At 64.5% G+C, this 20,199-nt stretch carries 16 protein-coding genes; 10 read left to right on the forward strand and 6 right to left on the reverse strand.

Translation table 11 applies throughout. The features are described 5' to 3' along the window. Nucleotides 1–136 precede the first annotated feature (136 nt). Nucleotides 137–1,606: a YcjX family protein gene (locus tag NLM32_RS39990; protein WP_254134149.1), complete on the forward strand. Its 1,470-nt coding sequence runs from the start codon at nucleotides 137–139 to the stop codon at nucleotides 1,604–1,606. Then, entirely contained in the window at nucleotides 1,603–2,631 is a 1,029-nt protein-coding gene (locus NLM32_RS39995) for a YcjF family protein (protein WP_254134150.1), read from the forward strand. Before NLM32_RS39990 ends, NLM32_RS39995 begins: the two co-directional genes overlap by 4 nt. Nucleotides 2,632–2,764: 133 nt before the next feature. Here NLM32_RS39995 and NLM32_RS40000 read toward each other — a convergent pair whose 3' ends face one another. Beyond that, nucleotides 2,765–4,309 carry a glycosyltransferase family 39 protein gene (locus NLM32_RS40000; RefSeq protein ID WP_254135534.1) on the reverse strand — a complete coding sequence of 515 codons (1,545 nt, stop codon included), beginning with the start codon at nucleotides 4,307–4,309 and terminating at the stop codon, nucleotides 2,765–2,767. Between the two features lie 425 nt (nucleotides 4,310–4,734). On the opposite strand from NLM32_RS40000, the gene NLM32_RS40005 reads away from it, so the two are divergent. The 4 genes from NLM32_RS40005 (at nucleotide 4,735) to NLM32_RS40020 (ending at nucleotide 8,536) form a co-directional block, all read left to right on the forward strand. After that, nucleotides 4,735–6,471 (forward strand): adenylate/guanylate cyclase domain-containing protein, encoded by a 1,737-nt coding sequence (locus NLM32_RS40005; protein WP_254134151.1) that lies wholly within the window; start codon nucleotides 4,735–4,737, stop codon nucleotides 6,469–6,471. 136 nt (nucleotides 6,472–6,607) lie between these two features. Beyond that, nucleotides 6,608–7,807, forward strand: a complete 1,200-nt coding sequence (locus NLM32_RS40010) for a molybdopterin-dependent oxidoreductase (RefSeq protein ID WP_254134152.1) — start codon at nucleotides 6,608–6,610, stop codon at nucleotides 7,805–7,807. A gap of 11 nt (nucleotides 7,808–7,818) precedes the next feature. Continuing rightward, on the forward strand, nucleotides 7,819–8,127 hold the full coding sequence (locus NLM32_RS40015; RefSeq protein WP_254134153.1) for a cytochrome c: 309 nt from the start codon (nucleotides 7,819–7,821) through the stop codon (nucleotides 8,125–8,127). Nucleotides 8,128–8,335: 208 nt separating this feature from the next. Next, nucleotides 8,336–8,536, forward strand: coding sequence for a cold-shock protein (locus NLM32_RS40020; protein WP_008134691.1), 201 nt, complete (start codon nucleotides 8,336–8,338; stop codon nucleotides 8,534–8,536). A gap of 169 nt (nucleotides 8,537–8,705) precedes the next feature. Here the strand turns inward: NLM32_RS40020 and NLM32_RS40025 are convergent, their stop codons facing one another. Next, a complete protein-coding gene (locus NLM32_RS40025; RefSeq protein ID WP_018643717.1) occupies nucleotides 8,706–9,167 on the reverse strand; it encodes an Lrp/AsnC ligand binding domain-containing protein in 462 nt (153 codons plus the stop codon). A 114-nt stretch (nucleotides 9,168–9,281) separates the two neighbouring features. Between NLM32_RS40025 and putA the strand changes: the two genes are divergently transcribed. Next, nucleotides 9,282–12,290 carry a bifunctional proline dehydrogenase/L-glutamate gamma-semialdehyde dehydrogenase PutA gene (gene putA / locus NLM32_RS40030; protein WP_254134154.1) on the forward strand — a complete coding sequence of 1,003 codons (3,009 nt, stop codon included), beginning with the start codon at nucleotides 9,282–9,284 and terminating at the stop codon, nucleotides 12,288–12,290. Here putA and NLM32_RS40035 read toward each other — a convergent pair. Beyond that, a complete protein-coding gene (locus NLM32_RS40035) occupies nucleotides 12,287–13,411 on the reverse strand; it encodes a major royal jelly family protein (protein WP_254134155.1) in 1,125 nt (374 codons plus the stop codon). The genes putA and NLM32_RS40035 overlap by 4 nt on opposite strands. 172 nt (nucleotides 13,412–13,583) lie before the next feature. On the opposite strand from NLM32_RS40035, the gene NLM32_RS40040 reads away from it, so the two are divergent. Beyond that, nucleotides 13,584–13,946, forward strand: a complete 363-nt coding sequence (locus NLM32_RS40040; RefSeq protein ID WP_254134156.1) for a helix-turn-helix domain-containing protein — start codon at nucleotides 13,584–13,586, stop codon at nucleotides 13,944–13,946. 36 nt (nucleotides 13,947–13,982) lie between these two features. Here the strand turns inward: NLM32_RS40040 and NLM32_RS40045 are convergent, their stop codons facing one another. Beyond that, on the reverse strand, nucleotides 13,983–16,079 hold the full coding sequence (locus NLM32_RS40045) for a tetratricopeptide repeat protein (RefSeq protein WP_254134157.1): 2,097 nt from the start codon (nucleotides 16,077–16,079) through the stop codon (nucleotides 13,983–13,985). Between the two features lie 223 nt (nucleotides 16,080–16,302). Here NLM32_RS40045 and NLM32_RS40050 point away from each other — a divergent pair, with 223 nt between their 5' ends. Further along, nucleotides 16,303–17,508 carry a CaiB/BaiF CoA-transferase family protein gene (locus tag NLM32_RS40050; protein ID WP_254134158.1) on the forward strand — a complete coding sequence of 402 codons (1,206 nt, stop codon included), beginning with the start codon at nucleotides 16,303–16,305 and terminating at the stop codon, nucleotides 17,506–17,508. Between the two features lie 201 nt (nucleotides 17,509–17,709). Then, the gene (locus NLM32_RS40055) at nucleotides 17,710–18,357 is read left to right on the forward strand and encodes a glutathione S-transferase family protein (RefSeq protein WP_254134159.1); all 648 of its coding nucleotides are present in this window, start codon (nucleotides 17,710–17,712) and stop codon (nucleotides 18,355–18,357) included. 9 nt (nucleotides 18,358–18,366) lie between these two features. Here the strand turns inward: NLM32_RS40055 and NLM32_RS40060 are convergent, their stop codons facing one another. Together NLM32_RS40060 and NLM32_RS40065 are read right to left on the reverse strand one after the other, a co-directional pair. Next, nucleotides 18,367–18,531: a hypothetical protein gene (locus tag NLM32_RS40060; RefSeq protein WP_200469919.1), complete on the reverse strand. Its 165-nt coding sequence runs from the start codon at nucleotides 18,529–18,531 to the stop codon at nucleotides 18,367–18,369. 80 nt (nucleotides 18,532–18,611) lie between these two features. After that, nucleotides 18,612–20,192: a hypothetical protein gene (locus tag NLM32_RS40065; protein ID WP_254134160.1), complete on the reverse strand. Its 1,581-nt coding sequence runs from the start codon at nucleotides 20,190–20,192 to the stop codon at nucleotides 18,612–18,614. Nucleotides 20,193–20,199 lie beyond the last annotated feature (7 nt).

Consider the following 20,199-nt stretch of genomic DNA (forward strand, 5'->3'; position numbering starts at 1 on the left):
TCGGGACCGGCGCGTCGTTCAATCGGTTGATTTGCCGACAAAGGCGGTGGAAGTATGAAGCTTGATTTTCCTCACGCAATTGCCACTTTTGTGAACGGCATCACTGTTCCGCCCGCCCGAGATCAATCACGTTCATATGGCATTCAGTTTCCAGGATATGATCGAAGAAGCGCGCCTGTCGGCCCGCGCGCTGATCGACTATGGCGAGCACTTCTTCAACCCGACGGTGCGGCTTGGCGTCACCGGCCTGTCGCGGGCCGGTAAGACCGTATTCATCACCGCGCTGATCCACGGGCTGACGCGTGGCGGCCGGTTTCCGGTGTTCGAAGCCTATGCCTCCGGCCGTATCGCGCGGGCGCATCTGGCACCGCAGCCGGACGACGCCGTGCCGCGCTTCTCCTATGAAAGTCATCTGCGCGCGCTGATCGAGGAGCGGCGCTGGCCGAACTCGACCGTCGACATCAGCGAGCTGCGTCTCGTCATCGACTATCAGCGCCCGAACGGCGCCGACCGCACATTGACGCTCGACATCGTCGACTATCCCGGCGAATGGCTGCTCGACCTGCCGCTGTTGCAGAAGAGCTTCGAGCAATGGTCGACGGAAAGCCTGGCGCTCTCGCGCGAGGCGCCGCGTGCACATCTTGCCGCGGACTGGCACGCCCATCTGGCAACGCTCAAGCCCGAAGCGCGCGAGGACGAGCAGGCCACGCTGACCGCCGCAAAGCTCTTCACCCAATATTTGCGCGCCTGCCGCGACGAGCGGTTTGCCATGAGCCTGTTGCCGCCCGGCCGCTTCCTGATGCCCGGCAGTCTCGCCGACACGCCCGCGCTGACTTTTGCGCCGCTCGACGTGCCCGTCGGTGGTCAGGCTCCGGAGGGATCGCTGTGGGCGATGATGGTGCGTCGCTACGAGGCCTACAAGGACCTCGTGGTGCGGCCGTTCTTCCGGGATCATTTTGCGCGGCTCGATCGCCAGATCGTGCTGGCCGACGCGCTGTCCGCATTCAACTCCGGACCCGAGGCGCTGCACGATCTCGAAGCGGCGCTTGCCGGCATTCTCGACTGCTTCAACATCGGCCGCAGCACGCTCCTCTCCAGCTTGTTCAGGCCGCGCATCGACCGCATCCTGTTCGCGGCGACGAAGGCAGATCATCTGCATCATTCCAGCCACGACCGGCTCGAGGCCGTGCTGCGCCGCGCGGTGACCCGGGCGCTCGCACGTGCGGAAAATACCGGCGCGCAAATCGATGTGGTGGCGCTCGCCGCCGTCCGCGCCACCCGGGAAGCCCAGGTCACCCGTGGCCGCGACAAATTGCCCTCGATCCTGGGAACGCCGGCCGCAGGCGAAAGCGCCGGCGGTGAGTTCTTCGACGGCAACACGGAGGTCGCGACTTTTCCGGGCGACCTGCCGCTGGACCCCGAACCGCTCTTCAACGGCACCGATGCCTTCCGCGGATTGTCGACGCAAGCTGCCGAGACAAGCGATTTCCGCTTCCTGCGCTTCCGCCCGCCAAAGCTCGAACGCGAGGGCACGGACGAGCCCGCGCTGCCCCACATCCGCCTCGACCGTGCCTTGCAATTCCTGATCGGAGACAAGCTCGCATGAACGACCGATCCCAGCCGCGGCGGCCGGCGACGTTCCGGCTCGACGATCCCGGCGTCGTCGTGACCGAGGCCGACGAGACCAGCCGGCTCGGTCGCGCCACGATCCAGATCACGCCGGAGCCCGATCCGGCGACATTGCCGGTGCCGATCGAAACGGTGCGCACCGCACGGCGCGGCTTTCCCTGGGGCGCGCTGTTCTGGTCCGGCGTCGCCGGGTTGACGCTGCTCGGCACCGGGCTCGGCGTCGTGCGTTTGATCGAGGATCTGTTTGCGCGCAGCGAGAGCCTTGGCTTCGTCGGGCTTGCGTTCGCCTTCGTCACCACGCTTGCGCTCGCGGTGGTGATCGGGCGCGAGGCGTTTGGCCTCGCACGATTGGCCACGATCGAAAAACTGCACCGGCGTGCCGCCGAGGTGCTCGCCAGCGACGATCGCAAGGAGAGCCGCGCCATCGTGCAGGATCTGATCGCGATCGCGCATCAGAACCCGCAGCTTGCGCGCGCCCGTGCCGCACTCGAAAGTCATGCCGGCGAGATCATCGACGGCGCCGACATGATCCGGCTCGCCGAGCGGGAGTTGATGTCGCCGCTGGATGCGGAAGCACGGCGGCTGGTGTCGTCGGCGGCGCAGCGGGTATCGATCGTCACCGCCGTTTCGCCGCGCGCGCTGTTCGACGTGCTGTTCGTGTTCGTGGCTTCGCTGCGCCTGATCCGCCAGCTCGCCCGGCTCTATGGCGGCCGGCCCGGCACGCTCGGCATGATCCGCCTGCTCCGCCACGTCATCGCCCATCTCGCCATCACCGGCGGTCTCGCCGCGAGCGACAGCCTGGTGCAGCAGATGCTCGGGCACGGGATCGCGGCCAAGCTGTCGCAGCGGCTCGGTGAAGGCATGCTCAACGGGCTCTTGACCGCGCGGCTCGGGCTGGCCGCGATCGACGTCACGCGGCCACTGCCGTTCGCAGCCCTGCCGCCGCCGAAGCTGTCGGATCTGGCGACGGATCTGCTGCGGAAAAAAGAGGACGAGGAGTAGCTCGATCTTCCTGACCCTCCCCTGGAGGGGGAGGGTCGGCTCGCAGCGCGCGAGCGATGCGAGACGGGGTGGGGTGACGGTCTCTCCACATCCGACAGTGCCCGAGTGGAGAGATCACCCCACCCCGCTCGCGCTACGCGCGATCGACCCTCCCCCTCCAGGGGAGGGTAAGCAAGTGCGCGACTCTCGCGCCGAACTCCCCCGCCAGCACGCGCCACTGGAACAGCGGCGAGTCCTTTGGCGGAGAGAGTTCCGGGGTCCATCCGGTGAGCTTGTCGATCGTGTAGGTATCGATCAGGACACCGCGCCAGCGGCGCTCGACCTGCCCCAATGGCGTGTGCGTCGCGGGGATCTGCTCCCAGAGCGGCGAATGATCGTCGGGCTGGCGACCGACATAGATCCCCGCCTGCCCCTTGATCCGGTCCATGCCGGGATCACGAAAATCCTGGAAGCGGCCGCGCTCGTTGATTTCGACCACGGGCACGCGGCCGCGGAACAGCCAGCGCATCATGGCGTAGGTGCGGTAATCCGTGGTCGCGATCCAGGTCGCGCCGGTCTCATCCAGTGCGGCCTGTGCGCGCGCAGCGACCTGCTCGTAGCCGGCCTCGGCGCCGATCGGATCCATCTTGCCGAGCAAATTCCAGGGCGCCGCGACGTAATACAGGAACACGATCACGACGAAGGCGATCCCCGACACCAGCGCCGCCTTCATCCAGAAGATGCTCGACCGAATCAACCACGTCGAACAGCCGTCTTTCGGCATCATCGCGAGGTTCACCGCGGCGGCGGCGAAGCCGACCGGCCACATGAACATCGGCCAGGTGTCGCCAACCCTGAGCGTCAGTGACTTGAAGAAGAAATAGGCGAACGGCACCAGCACCGCGGTCGACAGCAGGATCGCAACCGGCTCGCGCCTGCGATAGCCGCGCCACGCCGTCATCACGAGGCCCAACAGCACCACAGGCAGCAGGACGAAACCGACGAGGCCGAATTGCAGGCCGATAAAATCGCCGACGGTGCGCAGCGAGATGCCGTAATTGGCGGTGGCGCGCACGCCCTGGAAACGGAACGAGGCCCAGTCGTGCTGCGCGTTCCAGATCAGCACCGGGGAGAACACGGCGATCGCGATCAGCACCGCAAGATAAGGATAGGGGCTGCGCAGCCAACGCCAGCGCCAATCCGGCACCAGCAGAAAGGCGGCGACCGCAGGCGCGAACATGATGGCGGTGAATTTCGACAGCAGCGACAGGCCGGCGAACAGGCCGGCCGCGAGCCACCAGCGTCCATCCCCGCTCTGCGCGAGCCGCACCAGCGACCACATCATCGCCACCGCAAACGGGACCAAGGCGACGTCCGGGGCGACCTTGGCCATCAGCAGGCCGTAATAGAGCGCGGCCTCGGGCATCAGCACCGCCGCCACGACCGCACGCACATCATGGGTGAGGCGGCGCACGATGTCGGCGAGCAGAAGCTGCGTCACCAGCATCGCGACGATGCCGCCGAAGCGGACTCCGAGCGCGGTGTCGCCGAAGATCGCGGTGCCGAACCTGATGAGCCAGGCGATGCCGGGCGGATGATCGAGGAAGCTCAGCGCCGCCTCCTTCGACCAGGTCCAGTAATAGGCCTCGTCGGTGCGCAGTTCGATCGCGGAAGCATAGACGATGCGCAGCACCGTCATCGCGGCGATCACCAGCGCGGCCACGACAAGCGGCCGGCGCGACGCGCCGTCGGGCTTCACGGTAATGTCGGGAGCGATCGTCACGGCCGCGCTTTTCCCCGACTTGGGAGGGGGAGTCAATGTGGCCGGTGTTGCGGCGCGTTTCCGCGTCGTCCCGGGGCGCGACGTAGTCGCGAGCCCGGGACCCATAACCCCAGGGAGGTGTGTGGCACGAGCTGATCACCACGTGTCTTCGTCAAACTTCTCCCTGTGGTTATGGGTCCCGGATCGGCGCGCGCTGAGGCGCGCTTGTCCGGGACGACAGCGGAGGCCCGCGAGACTTACCGTTAGGTAACCTTGCCGCGCATGTGATCGGAGGGGCCATTCACCCGCGGAATTTAACTCTCTACTGGCTGTTCTCATCAGTGAACTGGTACAAGCGAATCATGGCCGCCACCGCCCTTTCACGATTGCCCGAACTCGTCCGCTCGACCAGCGCGCGGCAGGTGCGGCTGGTGTGCGGCGTCATCCTGTTCGCTTACGTGGTCAGCCATTTCCTCAACCATGCGCTCGGCAACATCTCGGTCGAGGCCATGCAGATCGGGGTCGCCTACCACATGGCGTTCTGGCAGTTCCTGCCGGTCGCGATCGTGTTCTATGGCGCGGCCCTGACCCATATGGGGCTGGGTGTCTACGCGCTGTACCAACGCCGCCAGTTCCGCTGGCGGACGATCGAGCCGCTGCAGCTCGTGCTCGGTTTGAGCATCCCGGCGCTGGTGATGGCGCATGTGATCGGCGTGCGACTGGGCCAGACGCTGTACGGGCACGAGAAGCTCTATCCGCAGGAGCTGTATCTGTTCTTCGTCGTGGCGCCGGCCCGGCTCTGGACGATGACGCTCCTGCTGATCGTCGCCTGGGTGCACGGCTGCATCGGCATCTTCTTCTGGCTCCGGCTCAAGCCCTTCTTCATCCGCGCGGCGCCGTATCTGCTGGCGGCCGCCGTGCTGATCCCGACGCTGGCGCTGCTCGGCATCTACCAGGGTGGCCGGAGTGTCGCCGCCGACAGCGAGGATGCCGACTGGCGCAAGCAGAATTACACCCAGCGCGAGGTCGGCACGTTCGCGCAGGCCGCCACGCTCGACCGCATCACCGGCGGACTGACGATGGGTTATTTCGGCCTGCTCGGGCTGGTGCTGCTCGGGCGTGGCGTACGCGGCTGGCGCGAGCGGCGCGGCGGCATGATCGCGCTGTCCTACGGCAACGGCAAGACGGTGCGGGTCCCCAAGGGCCTCTCCGTGCTGGAAGCGAGCCTGCGCCACAACGTGCCGCATGCCAGCGTCTGCGGCGGCCGTGCGCGCTGCTCGACCTGCCGCATCCGCATCATCGGCGACCATGGCGCCCTGCCCGAGCCGTCGCAGCGCGAGGCCTTCGTGCTGGCGCGCGTCGGCACCGCCGATCCCTCGATCCGGCTTGCCTGCCAGCTGCGGCCTGACACCGATCTCTCCTTCTTCCAGCTGTTCATGCCGCACACGCTGTCCGCCAACGCGCATGCATCCGCGCCCGCCAGAATCGGCCAGGAGCGCTATCTCGTCAGCCTGTTCGTGGACATGCGCGGCTCGACACAGCTCGCCGAGAAGCGGCTGCCGTTCGATACGGTCTTTATCGTCAACCGCTTCCTCGGCGCGGTGTCGCAGGCCGTGATCGAGAATGGCGGCCAGCCGAACCAGTTCGTCGGCGACGGCATGCTGGCGCTGTTCGGCCTCACCACCGATCCGCACACCGCCTGCCGGCAAGCATTAAAGGCGGTGGCCGGCATCGCGACCCATGTCGACGAGCTCAACGAGCTCTTGAGCCACGATCTGCGCCAGCCGATCCGCTTCGGCATCGGCGTGCATGGCGGCGAGGTCATCATCGGCGACATCGGCTATCGCGACCACATCGTCTTCACCGCACTCGGCGACGCCGTCAACGTCGCGGCCAGGCTTCAGGACATGACCAAGACGCTCGCCTGCGAGGCGATCGTCTCCGAAGAGGTCCGCCGCACCGCCGGCCTGCACGAGGATGCGCTGCCGCAGCAGGAGGTCGCGATCCGCGGCCGCGACGAACCGATGGTCGTGCGCGTCGTCACCGACACCAGGACATTGTCCGCCCTCATCGCCGGCGGTGAACGCGTCGCGGCGTAACACCGCGTTGCTGCAGCGCAACGGCATGGGCTTGCTGCGAAAGCACGAATTGACTTCGCATGAGTCGTTGCGACAGATGGGCGCGGGCCTCGCGGTGATGACCGCGAGCCAACGAAAAGCTCCGGGAGGAGACTGCATGTTCGATCGACGCGACCTGCTCAAAGGAGCGGGCCTTGCCGCCATGGCGGCCACACTGAATTCCACCAAAGCGCTCGCACTCGACACCGTGACGCTGCCCTTCGCCAATGGCCAGCGGCCGCTGGTGAAATATCCGCAGAAGCGGCCGATGATCGGGCTCACGAGCCGGCCGCCGCAGCTCGAGACGCCGTTCGCGGTGTTCAACGACGGCCCGATCACGCCGAACAACGCGTTCTTCGTGCGCTATCACCTCGCCGGCCTCCCCTACGATCTCGATCCCGACACGTTCACGCTCGAGGTCAAGGGCAAGGTCGACAAGCCGCTGAAGCTGTCGCTGAAGGACATCCGCAAGATGAAGGCGACCGAGATCGTCGCCGTCAACCAGTGCTCCGGCAACAGCCGCGGCCTCGTCGAGCCGCGCGTCGCCGGCGGCCAGCTCGGCAATGGCGCTATGGGCAATGCGCGCTGGCGCGGCGTGCCGCTGAAGGCGGTGCTGGAGATGGCGGGCGTGCAGGCGGGTGCGAAGCAGGTCGTATTCGCAGGCATGGACGGCCCGGTGAGCGACAAGACGCCCGACTTCGCCAAGGCGCTCGACCTCGCGCACGCCACCGACGGCGAGGTGATGCTGGCCTACGGCATGAACGGCGACGAGCTGCCGTTCCTCAACGGCTTCCCGCTGCGCCTGGTCGTGCCCGGCTATTACGGCACATACTGGGTCAAGCACCTCAACGAGATCACCGTCGTCGACACGATCTATGACGGCTTCTGGATGAAGTCGGCCTATCGCATCCCGGACACGCCGAACAATTCGATCGAGCCCGGCACCGCGCCGAAGGCGACGATCCCGATCAACCGCTTCACCATCCGCTCCTTCATCACCAGCGTGACCGATGGCGCCAAGCTGAAGGCGGGGCGCACGACGCTGCGCGGCATCGCCTTCGACGGCGGCAAGGGCATCAAGGACGTCCAGGTCTCCACCGATGGCGGCAAGACCTGGGCCTCCGCCAAGCTCGGCAAGGATCTCGGCAACTACTCATTCCGCGAATGGAAACTGCCGGTGAAGCTTGCCGCGGGCCAGGTCGAACTCAGGGTGCGCGCCACCAGCAATGCCGGCGAGACGCAGCCGGAGACGCCGCGCTGGAACCCGGCGGGATACTTGCGCAACGTCGTCGAAACCGTCCGCGTCAGCGTGGCCTGAGGAGAATGATCATGCAGCGCACCGTTCTCCTCACCATCGCGCTTGCGGTCACGACCGCGGTGGGTTCGGCACTTGCAGCGCCGGTCAATTACAAGACGCCGGATGAGGTCGCAGCCTTCAAGCCGGGCCCGAATCTCGAGGTCGTGCAGGGCAATTGCGCCGCCTGCCACTCGTCCGACTACATCGCCACGCAGCCGCCGATGAAGGACAAGAAAGCGTTCTGGCAGGCCGAGGTGACCAAGATGATCAAGGTCTACGGCGCACCAATCGACGATGCCGACGTCGGCAAGATCGTGGACTATCTGGCCGCGACTTATTGACGGAGGGTGTGCCGCGTCCGCGAGAATTGACCGCGAAACGGGCAAAACCGGCAAAAACGCCGCGAAGTTGAGCGAATTTCCGCGAAATGTCGATATGGTTTGATCTACCAAGGCCGCCACATTCCGCGTATCCTGTTAGGACCGAACCGGCCGGTTGGCGGGGACTGGCGGTTCGTGATCTCGGAGGAAGACCCGCGGAGAAGTCGTGATGGCTAAAGGTACGGTCAAGTGGTTCAACCCGACCAAGGGTTATGGATTTATCCAGCCTGCGTCGGGCGGCAAGGATGTGTTCGTGCATATCTCGGCAGTGCAGAAAGCCGGTCTGTCCTCCCTCAATGAGGGCCAGACGGTTGAGTATGAAGAGATCGCAAACCGGGGCAAGACATCCGCAGAGAACCTCAAAGTATAAGCCCGCCAGCCTTCGCTGCCTCCCGGATCTGTCCGGGAGTTGGGCCAAAAAAATTTTAGAAGACGATCAGTGCATTCGACGACAGGCGTTGCGACTGCGCGCGGAAACTATTTGCCCGTAGAGATCGCCATTTCAACGCTGCAGCAGTGACAATCGCGACCGCATTTCGTCAGCCAACCGGCAACGGTGCGTCGCGCTTGATCTCTTCCATCACCGCATAGGTGCGCGTCTCGCGCACACCCGGCATCGACAGCAGGGTCTCGCCGAGGAAGCGCCGGTACGCGGTCATGTCGGCCAGCCGCGCCTTCACTAGATAGTCGAAGCCTCCGGCAACCATGTGACACTCGAGCACTTCGGGCGCGAGTTTCACCGCGCGCGCAAAGCGCTCGAAATTGTCCGGCGTGGTCTTGTCGAGCAGCACCTCGACGAACACCAGCAAGCCGAGCCCAAGCCGGTGCGGATTGAGCCGCGCCCCATAGCCCTCGACAAAGCCCTCGCGCTGCAGGCGCTTCAGCCGCTCGCCGATCGAGGTCGGCGACAGCCCGATGCGCTCGGCCAGCTCGACATTGGCTATGCGCCCATCCTCCTGCAAAATCGAGAGGATTTTCCGGTCGATTCGATCGAGTTCCATATTTTATACGGTTGATATCCAAGTGATCTTCATTTCCTAAGGCAAATCGGCTAATTTGTCTATCGAACTACGGTTATGCGGGCTTTATCCTGGATTTCAGCCACAGGACACGCCATGCCGAACATTCCACCGCCCTTCACCGCCCCCTACGCGCCTGACGATGCCGACATCGCTGCGCGCCTCTTTCCGTCTGCCCATCTGAGCTCGCCGCAGGAGGCGCGGATCGACCGCACCGCCACCCGGCTGATCGAGGCGATCCGCAAGCGTGACGACCGGCTCGGCGGCGTCGAGGACATGCTGCGGGAGTTCGCACTCTCGACCAAGGAAGGGCTGGCGCTGATGGTGCTGGCGGAAGCGCTGCTGCGCGTACCGGACGCGCGCACTGCCGACCAGTTCATCGAGGACAAGCTCGGCGAAGGCGACTTCATCCATCACGAGACCAAGTCCACGGCGTTCCTGGTCAACGCCTCGGCCTGGGCGCTCGGACTGTCGGCGCGCGTGATCCAGCCCGGCGAGACGCCCGACGGGACCATCGGCCGCCTGGTGAAGCGGCTGGGCGCGCCGGCCGTGCGCACCGCCACGCGCCAGGCGATGCGGCTGATGGGCAATCATTTCGTGCTCGGCGAGACCATCGAGCAGGCGCTGGAGCGGGGCAAGCCGCGCTCGGGAGAGAGGCCACGCTACTCCTTCGATATGCTCGGCGAAGGCGCGCGAACCGCAGCGGACGCGAAGCGCTATTTTGACGCCTATGCCAGCGCGATCGAAACCATCGGCAAGGCGGCTGGCAACCATCCCCTGCCCGACCGGCCCGGCATCTCCGTGAAGCTCTCGGCGCTGCATCCGCGCTTCGAGGCGATCAGCCGCGCGCGCGTGATGGCCGAGTTGGTGCCGCAATTGCTGGATCTGGCCCGGCGGGCCAGGGCGTATGACCTCAACTTCACCGTCGATGCCGAGGAAGCCGACCGGCTTGAGCTGTCGCTCGACGTCATCGCGGCAACGCTCGCCGATCCCTCGCTGGCCGGTTGGGATGGCTTTGGGCTCGCAATCCAGGCCTATCAGAAGCGCGCGAGCGCGGTGATCGACTACGTCCACGAGCTTGCACGTGCGCACGACCGCAAGCTGATGGTGCGCCTGGTCAAGGGCGCCTATTGGGACACCGAGATCAAGCGCGCGCAGGAACGCGGGCTCGACGGCTACCCCGTGTTCACGCGCAAGGCGATGACGGATCTGAACTACGTTGCCTGCGCGGCGAAGCTGCTCGCGTTGCGGCCGCGCATCTTCCCGCAGTTCGCGACCCATAACGCGCTCACCGTCGCAACCGTGCTGGAGCTCGCCGGCGATGCCGGCAGCTTCGAATTCCAGCGCCTGCACGGCATGGGCGAAGCGCTCTACGAGCAGCTCGCCAAGGATCATCCTGAGATCTCCTACCGCACCTATGCACCGGTCGGCAGCCATCGCGATCTGCTCGCTTATCTGGTGCGCCGGCTGCTCGAGAACGGCGCCAATTCCTCCTTCGTGGCGCAGGCGGCCGATTACCGTGTCCCCGTCCCGGCGCTGCTGAAGCGCCCGGTCGATCTCATCGTTCGTCCCGATCACGCCCATCACGCCAAAATTCCGCTGCCGGGCGATCTCTTTGCGCCGGAGCGGCATAACTCGGCCGGGATCGAGTTCGGCGAGCGCGCGGCGCTCGACCGGATGCTCGCCGACGTCAGGGCCGGGACGATCGATCTCAAGCCGGTCGCCGACGCAACGCCCGAGCAGGCAGGCGCAGCGATCGCCGCAGCCCGCGCGGGCTTTGCGGCCTGGAGCCGGACGCCGCCGGCGACACGCGCGGCGGCGCTGGAGCAGGCCGCGCATCTGTTGGAAAACCGCGGCACGTATTTCATCGGGCTGCTTCAGCGCGAAGGTGGCAAGACGCTCGACGACGCGCTGTCCGAGCTGCGCGAAGCCGCCGATTTCTGCCGCTACTACGCGGCGCAGGGCCGGAAACTGTTCGGCGGCGAGGTCGCGATGCCGGGCCCGACCGGCGAGAGCAATGCACTCGCCCTGCGCGGCCGCGGCGTCTTCGTGGCGATCTCTCCGTGGAACTTTCCGCTGGCGATCTTCCTGGGCCAGGTCACGGCTGCACTGATGGCCGGCAACAGCGTCGTCGCAAAGCCCGCGGAGCAAACGCCGCGTATCGCGCGCGAGGCTATCGCCCTTCTGCATGAGGCTGGTATCCCCGCAAGCGCGCTGCATCTCGTCACCGGCGACGGCCGCATCGGCGCCGCGCTGACCGCGCATCCGGATATTGCCGGCGTCGTTTTCACCGGCTCGACCGAGGTTGCGCGCCACATCAACCGGACGCTGGCGGCCAAGGATGGGCCGATCGTGCCGCTGATCGCAGAGACCGGCGGCATCAACGCCATGATCGCTGATGCCACCGCGCTGCCCGAACAGGTCGCCGACGACGTCGTCACCTCCGCGTTCCGTTCCGCAGGCCAGCGCTGCTCGGCGTTGCGGCTGTTGTTCGTGCAGGAGGACGTCGCCGATCGCATCATCGAGATGATCGCGGGCGCGGCGCGCGAGTTGAAGATCGGCGACCCCGCTGACGTCGCGACCCATGTCGGCCCCGTCATCGACGCCGAGGCCAAGCAGCGGCTCGACGCGCACATCGCCCGGATGAAGAAAGAGGCGCGGCTGCACTTTGCGGGTCACGCGCCTGAGGGCTGCTTCGTAGCGCCGCATATCTTCGAACTCAAGAACGCCAGCCAGCTCACCGAAGAGGTGTTCGGCCCGATCCTGCATGTGGTGCGCTACCGCGCCGAGACCCTCGAACGCGTGCTGCAAGCGATCGAGCGCACCGGCTACGGGCTGACGCTCGGCGTGCATTCCCGCATCGACGACACGGTCGAGGCCATCATCGACCGTGTCCAGGTCGGCAACATCTACGTCAACCGCAACATGATCGGCGCCGTTGTCGGCGTGCAGCCGTTCGGTGGCAACGGCCTGTCCGGCACCGGCCCGAAGGCCGGCGGCCCGCATTATCTCGCGCGCTTTGCCACCGAGCAGACCGTGACCATCAACACCGCGGCAGCCGGCGGCAATGCCGCCCTGCTGGCCGGCGACCCGCCCGCACCCTAACGGGAGATGTAGCCCGCGGCCTCCGGCTTGAACCGATAGATCAGATAGGGCGTCTTGTTCTCTGCCTTGCCGTTGTGAAACATCGCGGCTGCGGAGACCTGGGACGCGGACACGTACATGTATCCGTCGGGAGACGCCGTAATGCCGTCCGGCCACACCATGTCGGCATCATTGAGATAGGTTCGATATTTCCGGTCCGCCCCGATGATGCCGATCGACCTGGTTTCAACGGCGGTCAGGTAGATATTTCCCGCGTAGTCGATCGATAGCCCGCCATTATTCGGCTTGTCGGAATAGCGTTCGACCCGCTTGCTCAATTCTTCGGAGCCGAGCTTCTCGTTGCCGAGATCGGCGGCCCTGATCCGATAAAGCGACCGGCCGCTCAGCGGAGCGAAATAGACCCACTCCGAATTGACGTCCATCGTGATACCGTCGCAGCCGACTTTGATGACGGATTGCTTGCCGTCCTTGCCCGGCACGGTCAGCTCGTTGCCGTCCACCGTGATCGGGATATTTTCGGGAACGGTTGACCGATCGCCATCCAGCACGCGCCGCGCGGCACCGGTGTCCATGTCGATCACGATGATCGCCGCGTGAGAGCCGTCGCCTCCCGGCCCGATGTTTTCATCGGCGATATAGAATTTGCGATGCTTCTGATCGATCACGATGTCTTGCGGTTGAGACCCGGTCACCGTGACGGGCTCCGGCATGTAGTAAATTCGCTCGAGCCTGTTCGCTCGCGTATTCCAGCCCACGAGCTTTGGCGTAATCCGGGTTCGAAACCCCATATCGATGATCCATACGATTCCGCTTTCGTCGGATCGCAAGCCGAGCACGTTGTCGAGGTATTGATCGGTTCCCTTCCTTGACGCGTTCCACTCGGCATTTGGAAAGGGCTCGAAAGTCGTCGGCGACGTGAGCCGGGCCACTCTCAGATCGGGCTCATAGAACGGATGGTGACTGAAGATCAGCTGATTGTCCGGCGTGAACGCAATGTTGCCGACGGACTGAGGCAGCCTGGCGAAGATCTCCGCCTTACCGCTCCGCTCCTGGGCCGCCGCTCCACCGAGACACACAACGGCTATCGATGCACAGATCAGATCTCGCCTCACGCTTCTCATGCGTTTCTCTCCCTTGGGCATCTTTGTTGTTGATGAAGGCTTGGATATTTCGAGGACTGCGGCTTCCGCTCGCAAGCGGCAGTCACCGACTTGTCCGGACCAGAGTTAGCCGGTAGCCTCAGAACTTGCGATACGCACAAGAATTGCCACTAGTATCGAAAGGGATACCGTCATGGCCAAACCTCGGCACTCGCGCTTCGATTGCGCCCCGGGCTGCACGGTCGAAGCCGCCATCAGCCTCATCGATGGAAAATGGAAATGCGTCATCCTCTTCCACCTTCTGGAAGGGACGGTTCGCTTCAACGAAATCAAGCGGCGAATTCCTGCCGTCACGCACAGGACTCTTACAAATCAACTCCGCGAACTCGAAATGGACGGATTGATTGTACGAACGGTCTATCCGCAGGTGCCGCCGAAGGTGGAATACAGTCTTTCAGAATTGGGAAGAAGCATGACGCCTGTGCTGAGGGCGTTGAAAGCCTGGGGAGACTCCAACATCGGCCTGTTCACCAACCGCGTGTCCGTCGCGGCCTGACGAAGCCATACCATCTCGCCCTGTCGCGTTTTCCGGCTAGAGGCAGGTATCGTCTTTGCTGCCGCGCCCGGAGCTGCCGCAAGGGATGCGCTTCGAGAGTTGCTGGATCTTCAGCTTGGACTGGGCCTGCGCCGCGATATCGAACACGTTGGCCGGATTCATCTGGGTGGCGCTGCGATAATCGCCGGTCGCCTTGTCCACATCACCCTTGGCCTCATAGACGCCCGCGCGCGCGAAATAGCGTTCGATCGTCGGTTTCTGCGCAATCGCCTTGCCGAGATCGTCCAAAGCCTTGTCGTATTGCTTCATCGACGTGAAGGCGATGCCGCGCAGGCTGAGCGCGTCTGCATCGTCGGGGCGCGTCCCCAGCACCAGATTGAGGTCGGTCATGGCACCGGCGGCATCCTTCTTGCCGAGATAGGCGCGCGCACGCAGCGTCCGCACGAATGCATCCAGCGCCGGCTGCTTGCCGACAATCTGGTCGAGCGCCACGATCGCACGGTCGAATTGCCCGGAGAGCAGCATTGCCAGGCCCTGGCCGAGCTCGGCAACCTGGTTGTTGGGATTGCGGTCGAGCGCGTTCTTGACGTCGACCAGGCCCTCCGCGCTATTCCCCTTCAGCAGCAGTACGAGGCCTCGCGCGGCCCGCGCGGTGTCGTTGACGGGGTTGAGGACCAGCGAATGGTCGAAATCGACGACCGCCTTGTCCATCTGGTTGAGGCCCATATAGGCCTGACCGCGCTCGGCGTAGGCCATGTAGTCCTTGTCGTTGAGCGAGATCGAGCGGTCGAAATCGGCAAGAGCGTCCTGAAACTTTCCGGTCAGGCGGTATGCCATGCCGCGGCAGATATAGGCAGCCGCATCGTTCGGGTTGACGCTGAGCGCCTGATTGGCGTCGGCTGTCGCCTGGTCGAACTGCTTCATTCCGATCGAAGCGACAGCATGGGACACCAGCAACGGTCCATCGTTCGGCTTCATCCTGAGCAGCGCATCGATGTCGGTCCGCGCCTCCGCGAAATGAGAGAGCGACAAGTTCGCAGCGACCCGGAACTTGAGCGCGGCCTGGTTGTTCGGATCGGCCGCGAGCACCGTGTTGAGACGCGGCAGGGCCTCGGCATATTTTTTCTGCGTGATCAATTGCGCTGCCTCGGTCAAAGACGGCGGCAGCGCCGGGAAGGTTCCCTTCGGGATGATCGCCATTGGAGCGGTCGGTTGCGGCGCGACGGGCGGCGGGGCGGCAGCGGCCTCCTTGGGCGCTACGACAGCGGGCTGCCCGCCATGCACCTTCGCAAGCTCGGCCTGCATGGCGATCGCAGACTGCTTCTGCTGAAGCGCCGCAGGATCGTTCGGGGCCACCGACAGCACCTTGTCGAAGTCTGCGATCGCACGCGCGTAATCGCCCTTGGAGCTGAACAGCTGTCCCCGCGCGAAATAGGAGCCCCGATCGGGCTGCGGCGTCTGCGCGATCGCGCGTGAAAAATCCTCGATGGCGTGGTCGATGTCACCCTTGCGGCGATAGACCTGGCCGCGCCAGAAGAAGGCGCTGGGCAGGCTCGCATTCATCGAGATCGCGGTGTTGAGATCGCTCATGGCCTGGTCAAGTTGCGACGTCTCGATAGAGGCCCGCGCGCGCCCGACATAGGCTGGCGCGTAGTCTTGCCGCAGAGTGATGGCCTGGCTGAAATCCGCAGCCGCGTCGGTCCACTGCTTCTGGTCGATTTTCAATCCTCCCCGCAATGCAAACGCATTCGGGTTCTTGGGGTCGAGCTCGATGGCCTGGTTGGCATCGGCCAGCGCGCCGTCGGCATTGCCTTTCCGCTGCCGGGCATAGCCGCGCGACAGCAGGGCGGGCACCGATTTCGGGTTGAGCTGGACCGCAGCATCCGCGTCGGCCAGCGCCGCATCGAGGTTCGAGCGTCCCATGAACAGGCGCGATCTGTTCACATAGGCGCGCAACCGATCATCCGCGGCGCGCGATTGATCGCCAATGATGGCGGAGCACGCCGGCTCGACCTTCTCGGACGGCGGGCCGCTACAATCTTCGAGATCGCCCGCCCAGACCGAACCGCCCCCGCAGAACCAGCCGATCAACACGACCAGCGCCGCCAGACGGACGAAAGAAATCGACATCATCGGATCACCCAAGCCTGGCGAGTTGCCCGAGACGCTCGCGCAATGAAGGAACCTGTACAACCGGAGCGAGCGGATTGCCATAACCGTCTGGCATGACGCCCCCGAGAAAGCGGTGGCCGGACGGCGTTGCATCCGGCCAGAACATCGGTCAAATGACTGTGCTGACGGGGATTAAAGAATTCCAGCCAGCGGGAAACAACAAGAGCGAGGGAGCAACGCCGCGATGGAAAAGGGCATTTTTGCAGGTCTCAAGGTTCTGGACTGCGCGAGCTTCATCGCGGCGCCCGCTGCTGCGACCGTGCTGTCCGATTTCGGCGCCGACGTCATCAAGATCGAGCCGCCCGGTGCCGGCGACCCCTACCGCAATCTGCCCAACATTCCCGGCTATCCGAGCAGTGAGCACAATTACGCCTGGCTTCTGGAGGCCCGCAACAAGAAGAGCATCGCGCTCGACCTTTCCAAGCCCGAGGCGCAGGCCGTGCTCTACAGACTGGTCGAGGAGGCCGACGTCTTCATCACCAACATGCCGCCGCCGGTGCGGACCAAGCTCGGCATCACCTATGACCACCTCGCCCATCTGAACGACCGGCTGATCTACGCCTCCTTCACCGGCTATGGCGAGAAGGGCGAGGAAGCCAACAAGCCCGGCTTCGACAGCAACGCCTATTGGGCGCGCTCCGGCCTGATGGACCTCGTCCGCGCCGACATCGACACGACACCGGCCCGTTCGGTCGCCGGCATGGGCGACCATCCCTGCGCGATGGCGCTGTACAGCGCCATCGTCACCGCGCTTTATCAACGCGAGAAGACCGGCAAGGGTTCGCATGTCGCCTCCAATCTGATGGCGAACGGCATCTGGGCGGCGAGCGTGCTGGCACAGGCAAAGCTGAGCGGCGCCAAATTCGCCGAGCGACGGCCGCGCGAGCGCGCGCTGAACGCGGTCGCCAACCACTATCAGTGCAAAGACGGCCGCTGGCTGATCCTGTCGCTGCTGAGCGAGGAAAAGCAATTTCCGACGCTGGCCAAGTGCCTCGGCCGCGAGGACCTGATCACCGATCCGCGCTTCGCTACCAAGCCCGACCGCCACGCCCGCTCGGTCGAGCTGATCAAGATTTTTGACGAGACCTTTGCCACCAGGGATCTCGCCGAATGGCGAAAAATCCTCGACGGCAACGGGTTGGTGTTCGGCATCGTCGGCATTCTCGACGACATCCCGAACGACAAGCAGATGCTCGACAATGAGGTGCTGGTGCCGTTCGAGAACGACACCATGCTCACCATCAGTAGCCCGATCTGGATCGACGGCACCAAGAAGGTGCAACCGCGCAAGCCGCCCGGCGTCGGCGAGCACAGTGACGAAATTTTGCGTCATGCGGGATACGACGAGGCCGCGATCAAGCAGCTGCGGTCGAAGGGGGCTGTGGGGTAAGGGGCGAAGCGCGCCACATACTCCGCTGTCGTCCCGGCGCAGGCCGGGACCCATAACCCCAGGGAGCAGTTTGGCGAACACTAGTCGTTCGGTACTCCCACTGACCACGATCGATAGATCACGCGGTATGGGTCCCGGCCTTCGCCGGGACGACGCTGAGGTGATAACTTGTCTCTACAACTAGCCGTCCCGTGAGGTCCCATGCCCAGCTACCGCCTGCACTACTTCCCGGAATCCGGCAACAGCTACAAGCTGGCGCTGATGCTGACGCTTTGCGGCGAAAACTTCGAGCCGGTCTGGACTGATTTCGGCGGCGGCGTCACGCGCACGGCGGAGTGGCGCAAGGCCGTCAACGAGATGGGCGAGATTCCCGTGCTTGAGGTCGACGGCGTGAAGATGACGCAGACCGCGCCTCTCCTGCTCAAGCTTGCGGAACAATACGGCCGCTTCGGCGCCGAGACGGAAGCGGAAAAGTTCGAGTTGCTGCGCTGGCTGTTCTGGGACAACCACAAGCTCACCGGCTACATGGCGACCTACCGCTTCATGCGGGCCTTCACCGAGAAGAACGATCCGCAGGTGCTGAAGCACTTCCGCCGGCGGCTCGACGACTTCCTCGGCATTCTGGACGGACATCTCCAGCACAATGCCTTCGCGATCGGCAGCAGGCCGACCGTTGCCGATATCTCGATGATGGCCTATCTGCACTATCCGAGCGACGAGCACGGTTTCGATTTCGCGACGAGCCATCCCGCCATCTATGCCTGGCTCGGCCGCATGGCTGCGCTGCCGGGCTGGAAACCGGCGTATGAGCTGCTTCCGGGCAAGCGGATGACGAACTACGCGAAGTGAGGGCTGGAGCTATTTCAGCGCCAGCCAGCCGAGCGTGAACAAAATCCCGCCGATGATGACGACCACCGCGACGGCCCAGGTGCTGACGCGGATGCTGCCGGTGACCTGTTTGGCTTCCTCATTGCGCGCGATCTCGCGATTGCGCTCCTTGTCGGCGTCGCTGGTATCCGTCATGGGTCATCCAAATCGGTTGAGGGCTTTATCTTGTGCGTGATCTTCTCGGAAAACCGCTACACACTTTTCCGGATCACGCCCTAACGCGTCTTGATGAAGCACATGCCAATGCGGCTCGAGGCTGCCGCGGCCTGACAGGTGAGACCTTTAGCACAGGTCCATGACGTAAAACTCTTATCGGGCGTTCCCGATCCCGCATTTTGCAAGGAACAATGGGCGCCCCAGCCGTCCTGATATTCCGTGCCGGCGAGCTCCTGGGCCCCGCGGGTCTGCGGCCGGCTGGCAAATCCGCGTGAGAAATCAGGGCGTTTGCCGGCGGCAAAGGCAGTCAGGATGTCGCGGCGGCGGGGCTGGTCGCCGACAAAATGCGGCGAGGCCGGCACGATGGTGGAATTCGACGCGTTATCCGAAAGCCAGTCCACGCCCGGGAAATGGAAGCCGCCGATGCCGCGGGTCTGGTGGCAGCCCGAGCAGGTGACATCGTTGAGGCGGCGCTGGAAGCCCGCGACCGAGCGGATGTTCTCCATGGTGATGCCGCGTGCCGCGGCCTGCTTCAGTGCGTCGACGACGTCATTGTCGGTGAAGACGGGATCGCTCTTGTCTCCTCCTTTGCCCTCGCCTTTCTCTTCCCCTTGCATCAAGCCGAATTCCGGCTGCATCGTCGAGGCGTCGAGACCCGCCGGTGTCGGCGCCACGGCAGCCTTGGCGAGAAATTTCTCCGGGATCAGCACGGTGCCGCGATCGAACTCGCGAAGATTCATTGGCGCAAGGAGCCAGGCCTTGAAGTCGCGCCGGAGCGCATCATCGGCAAGGATACGATCGCGGTCGATCTGGTTTTCCAGCGTCGATTCCTGGAAGGTCCTGGTGGCCGCGTCGTATTTGAACACCTTGAGCAGATAGTCGGAGCGGAAATCGTGCAGCGCCGATTTCGGCGCGATCGAGACCTGGATGTTGGTCTCGATGCGATCGATCATTGCATCATAGGGGACAGTGTGGCTGCCGATCAGCCCTTGCCAATCGCCATTGTCCAGCCAGCGCCGCGCGACCTCCGCGCAGGTAACGGGCTTGCCGCCCGGATCCGTCTGGCCTGCGTCGCGCGCCTTCATCACGAGATTGAACGTCATCGGCAGGCGCGTCGCGGTGTTGCTGCCATCCGGTTTTGTCTCGAACCGTGCCAGACGATAGATCAGCCGGATCTCGCCGCAGGATTCCTCCGAGACATAGGCGCGGTCCATGCGGTTGACGATGCCGGCCAGCACGAAGCGCGTGTTGGCGGACTTCATATTGGCCCGATCGAACAGCTGGACGTCGAAACCTTCGCCGATTCCGATGGTCTCGCTCGGCCAAGCCTGCTTGTGCTGCGCGATGTAGCGATCGAACTCCGCATCGATCGCCGGCGGAATCGCCTTCAGCTGCGGCAGCGAGGCGAACAGCAGATCGCTGGTCAGCGGAACATCCGCGCGTCCCTCAGGCTGCAGCAGGCGGGAAATCGACAGCGCATCGCTCTGGTCGAGCTTGCGGAGCAGATCGGGATCGGTGATCGCGGTGCCGCGTGCGAGCTGTCCGATCTCCGCAGCTATCGACGGCATGCCTGCGCCGAACAACAGCGTGGTAGCCAGAAGAATTTGGACAGCAACGAGAATTCGCAAGGCGCGGCTCATGCCTTCA

Origin of the sequence: Bradyrhizobium sp. CCGUVB14, from assembly GCF_024199935.1 — a bacterium.
Taxonomy (GTDB): domain Bacteria; phylum Pseudomonadota; class Alphaproteobacteria; order Rhizobiales; family Xanthobacteraceae; genus Bradyrhizobium.

Excerpts from the sequence above, each read along its gene's own strand:
- NLM32_RS39990 (WP_254134149.1), top strand. The coding sequence starts at position 137 with ATGGCATTCAGTTTCCAGGATATGATCGAAGAAGCGCGCCTGTCGGCC.
- NLM32_RS39995 (WP_254134150.1), top strand. The coding sequence starts at position 1,603 with ATGAACGACCGATCCCAGCCGCGGCGGCCGGCGACGTTCCGGCTCGAC.
- NLM32_RS40000 (WP_254135534.1), bottom strand. The coding sequence starts at position 4,309 with ATGACGGTGCTGCGCATCGTCTATGCTTCCGCGATCGAACTGCGCACC.
- NLM32_RS40005 (WP_254134151.1), top strand. The coding sequence starts at position 4,735 with ATGGCCGCCACCGCCCTTTCACGATTGCCCGAACTCGTCCGCTCGACC.
- NLM32_RS40010 (WP_254134152.1), top strand. The coding sequence starts at position 6,608 with ATGTTCGATCGACGCGACCTGCTCAAAGGAGCGGGCCTTGCCGCCATG.
- NLM32_RS40015 (WP_254134153.1), top strand. The coding sequence starts at position 7,819 with ATGCAGCGCACCGTTCTCCTCACCATCGCGCTTGCGGTCACGACCGCG.
- NLM32_RS40020 (WP_008134691.1), top strand. The coding sequence starts at position 8,336 with ATGGCTAAAGGTACGGTCAAGTGGTTCAACCCGACCAAGGGTTATGGA.
- NLM32_RS40025 (WP_018643717.1), bottom strand. The coding sequence starts at position 9,167 with ATGGAACTCGATCGAATCGACCGGAAAATCCTCTCGATTTTGCAGGAG.
- putA (WP_254134154.1), top strand. The coding sequence starts at position 9,282 with ATGCCGAACATTCCACCGCCCTTCACCGCCCCCTACGCGCCTGACGAT.
- NLM32_RS40035 (WP_254134155.1), bottom strand. The coding sequence starts at position 13,411 with ATGAGAAGCGTGAGGCGAGATCTGATCTGTGCATCGATAGCCGTTGTG.
- NLM32_RS40040 (WP_254134156.1), top strand. The coding sequence starts at position 13,584 with ATGGCCAAACCTCGGCACTCGCGCTTCGATTGCGCCCCGGGCTGCACG.
- NLM32_RS40045 (WP_254134157.1), bottom strand. The coding sequence starts at position 16,079 with ATGATGTCGATTTCTTTCGTCCGTCTGGCGGCGCTGGTCGTGTTGATC.
- NLM32_RS40050 (WP_254134158.1), top strand. The coding sequence starts at position 16,303 with ATGGAAAAGGGCATTTTTGCAGGTCTCAAGGTTCTGGACTGCGCGAGC.
- NLM32_RS40055 (WP_254134159.1), top strand. The coding sequence starts at position 17,710 with ATGCCCAGCTACCGCCTGCACTACTTCCCGGAATCCGGCAACAGCTAC.
- NLM32_RS40060 (WP_200469919.1), bottom strand. The coding sequence starts at position 18,531 with ATGACGGATACCAGCGACGCCGACAAGGAGCGCAATCGCGAGATCGCG.
- NLM32_RS40065 (WP_254134160.1), bottom strand. The coding sequence starts at position 20,192 with ATGAGCCGCGCCTTGCGAATTCTCGTTGCTGTCCAAATTCTTCTGGCT.